We start from the raw sequence: 2,976 nt of genomic DNA, 5'->3' as shown, positions 1-2,976 counted from the left end.
GAGTAGGACTCCGTGCTCAGCCGCCCCGCGGTGGTGGTGGCGGAGGCGGGCTGGCCCTTCCGGCCCGTGGGGAGCGGGTCAACGAACGTGTGCGCGACGAACGGCTCGTTGGAGCCCGGAACGGGCGCCTCAGCGGAGGTCTGGGACGGTGCTGTGCCTGACGGTGCGGGGCTGGCGGGTGCTGTGACGGACGGTGCCGGCGCGGGCTGGACCGTCCCGGCCGGGGCAGCCGTGGTCGCTGCCGGCGTCGGGGTCGGCCCCGCAGATACCGCCGGGGCCGCCGTTGCCGTTGCGGACGCTCCCGCCGGCGGCGTCGCCGCAGCGCTCGCGGTCGGCGACGGCGCCGTCTCGGCATATGCGGGCAACGCACCGGTTGCGGGAGCCGACACCAGGGCAAGGACAAGTGCGGCAAAGAGCGCAGTCTTCATCCGTAAAGAGTTCACGTTTATCTTTCATGAGACCGCCGCCCAGCCGACGGGTCAGCTGAACGGCCGCAAGAGACCAAATTGCAGTCAGTCTACGGAGGGCATGCCGGAATAATTGGAAACCTGCGGCAAACTTTCGACTTGGGTATCCAATCGTTGCCGAATCTTGAGGAAGCCTTCCGGCGTGCTGCGCGCCGCCCGGAGAGCTCTCAACCGGCCAGTTCCAGTTCCAGGGCGTTGGCCTCGACGAAGTCCAGGGCGTGCCGGACAGCGCCCACCGTGACGATCCTGTCCCCGAGCGGGGAAACGGTCACGTGCGGGGGAGTGGCGGTGAAACGCGGCAGCGCGGCGGTGATGCCGGGCACGAGGGCGCCGGCCGAATCCGCGACGGCGCCGCCTATCACCACTTGCTCGGGATTGAGCAGGCTGGCAATCGCGGCGATCACCCGGGCCATCCGCTCCGAAAGCCTGCCCAGGATCGCCAGGGCCGCTGTGTCTCCGGCCGCGGCGTCCTCGAACACCTGCCGGGCGCCGGCGTCGCCCCCGTTGGCGGGACCACCATCGGCTGCCTGCCATTGCCGCGCCAGGCTGGCGATCCCGTCGCTGGACCCCACCCCGTCGACCATGTCGAGGAAGCCCATCTCGCCTGCGCCGCCGGCCCGGCCATGCAGCAGCCGGCCGGACTCCAGCACGCCCGCGCCCAGCCGTTCCCCCGCCAGGAGCACCACCAGGTCATCCACCCCGGCGCCGGATCCGCGCCAGCGTTCACCCAGCGCGGCCAGGTTGGCGTCATTCTCCAGCAGCACCGTCCAGCCGTGCAGGTCCTGCAGGGCCGAGCGGAGTCCGACGTCGAACAGGCTCCAGAAATGTTGGGCGGCCAGCACCTTGCCGCCACGGTCCACCGGTGCGGCGATGCCGGCGCCGACGGCCAGGACCTTGCCCGGGGACTCGCCCGCGGCTGCGAGCGCTTCCCGGCAGGCCCGGTCCACCACGCTGACCCGCTCCGCGGCCGGGATGTCCGCGGCACGGAAGCTTCCGCTGGCGCGGCCAAGCACCGTGCCCCGGAGGTCAGCCACCGCCGCGGTGGTGGTGGCCGCGCCGATGTCGAGGCCCAGGACGACGCCGGCCCGCGCCCGCAGTTCGAACCGCCGCGCCGGCCGGCCCTTCTGCAGGGCTCCGGCTCCCGCACCCTTCCGCGGCGCGTCCAGTTCCCTGATCCAGCCGCGCCGGATCAGGTCCTCGCACACGGCAATCACCGAGGCGCGGGTGAGGCCCGTTCCGGCCATCAGGTCCGTCCCGGTGGCCACGTCCGTGCTGCGGATGGCGGCCAGGACGGCCTGGGCGTTGACCCGGCGCAGCAGCTGGGGAGTGGCGGCGGCCTGCGGCTTCGGAATCTTGACCTCCCGGTGATAACCGACCCATAATTGTTCCGGCAATAGATTTAGCTTCTATCTAAATTATCAGACAGGCTGTTACCAATCACTGCCTGTACCAGGTACCGCTCCCCAGCCCCGAAGGATTCACCTTGTCGAACACCGCCACGCTGGCAACCCTGTCCGGTTCCGACCTCGCTGCCGACCCCAACTGGTGGCGCCAGGCGTCCGTGTACCAGATCTACCCGCGCAGCTTCTCCGATTCCAACGGTGACGGGCTGGGCGACATCAAGGGCATCACCGCCAAGGTCCCGTACCTCAAGGAGCTGGGGATCGACGCCGTCTGGCTCTCCCCGTTCTATCCGTCGGCGCTCGCCGACGGCGGCTACGACGTCGATGACTACCGCGACGTCGATCCCAAGCTCGGGACCCTGGCGGACTTCGACGAGATGTCCGCAGCCCTGCACGCCGCCGGCATCAAGCTGATCGCGGACATCGTCCCGAACCACTCCTCCAACCGCCACGTCTGGTTCCAGGAAGCACTCGCGGCGCCGAAGGGCTCGGCAGCGCGGGAACGCTACATCTTCCGTGATGGCAAGGGCGAGAACGGCGAGATCCCGCCGTCGGACTGGGAATCCGTCTTCGGCGGCCCGGCCTGGGAGCGCATCACCGAGCCGGACGGCACCCCCGGTCAGTGGTACATGCACATCTTCGCCAAGGAGCAGCCGGACCTGAACTGGTCCAACCGCGAAATCCGCGACGACTTCCTCAAGACCCTGCGCTTCTGGTCGGACCGCGGCGTTGACGGCTTCCGCGTTGATGTGGCGCACGCCCTGACCAAGGACCTCACCGAGCCCCTGCTCTCCAAGGTGGAGCTCAGCGAGGCGAACTCCGGGACCGACGGCTTCGATGACGGCTCGCACCCGTTCTGGGACCGCGACGAAGTCCACGAGATCTACGTCGAATGGCGCGAGGTCTTCAACGAATACAACCCGCCGCGCACCGCCGTCGCCGAGGCCTGGGTGCACGCTTCCCGCCGGGCCCGCTACGCCAGCCCCGAGGGACTGGGCCAGGCCTTCAACTTCGACCTCCTGCAGGCCGACTTCGATGCCGACGAGTTCCGCGAGATCATCACCCGCAACCTGGGCGAGGCCGTGGAGTCCGGCGCATCCTCCACC

3 protein-coding genes are annotated in these 2,976 nt (G+C 69.6%); 1 reads left to right on the top strand and 2 read right to left on the bottom strand.

The features are described 5' to 3' along the window. On the bottom strand, positions 1–428 hold a 428-nt coding region (locus AC1DHD_RS15290; protein ID WP_476880530.1), incomplete at its 3' end, for a hypothetical protein. A gap of 206 nt (positions 429–634) precedes the next feature. Continuing rightward, positions 635–1,861: an ROK family protein gene (locus tag AC1DHD_RS15285; protein WP_476880529.1), complete on the bottom strand. Its 1,227-nt coding sequence runs from the start codon at positions 1,859–1,861 to the stop codon at positions 635–637. Between the two features lie 89 nt (positions 1,862–1,950). Between AC1DHD_RS15285 and AC1DHD_RS15280 the strand changes: the two genes are divergently transcribed. Continuing rightward, the coding region (locus AC1DHD_RS15280) for an alpha-amylase family glycosyl hydrolase (protein ID WP_476880528.1) at positions 1,951–2,976 on the top strand (1,026 nt) is incomplete at its 3' end.

The sequence above is a fragment of the Arthrobacter sp. 05L45_2 genome (genome assembly GCF_056397525.1).
The sequence above is the reverse complement of the archived record's forward strand: the minus strand, read 5'-3'. Positions and strand labels throughout refer to the sequence as shown.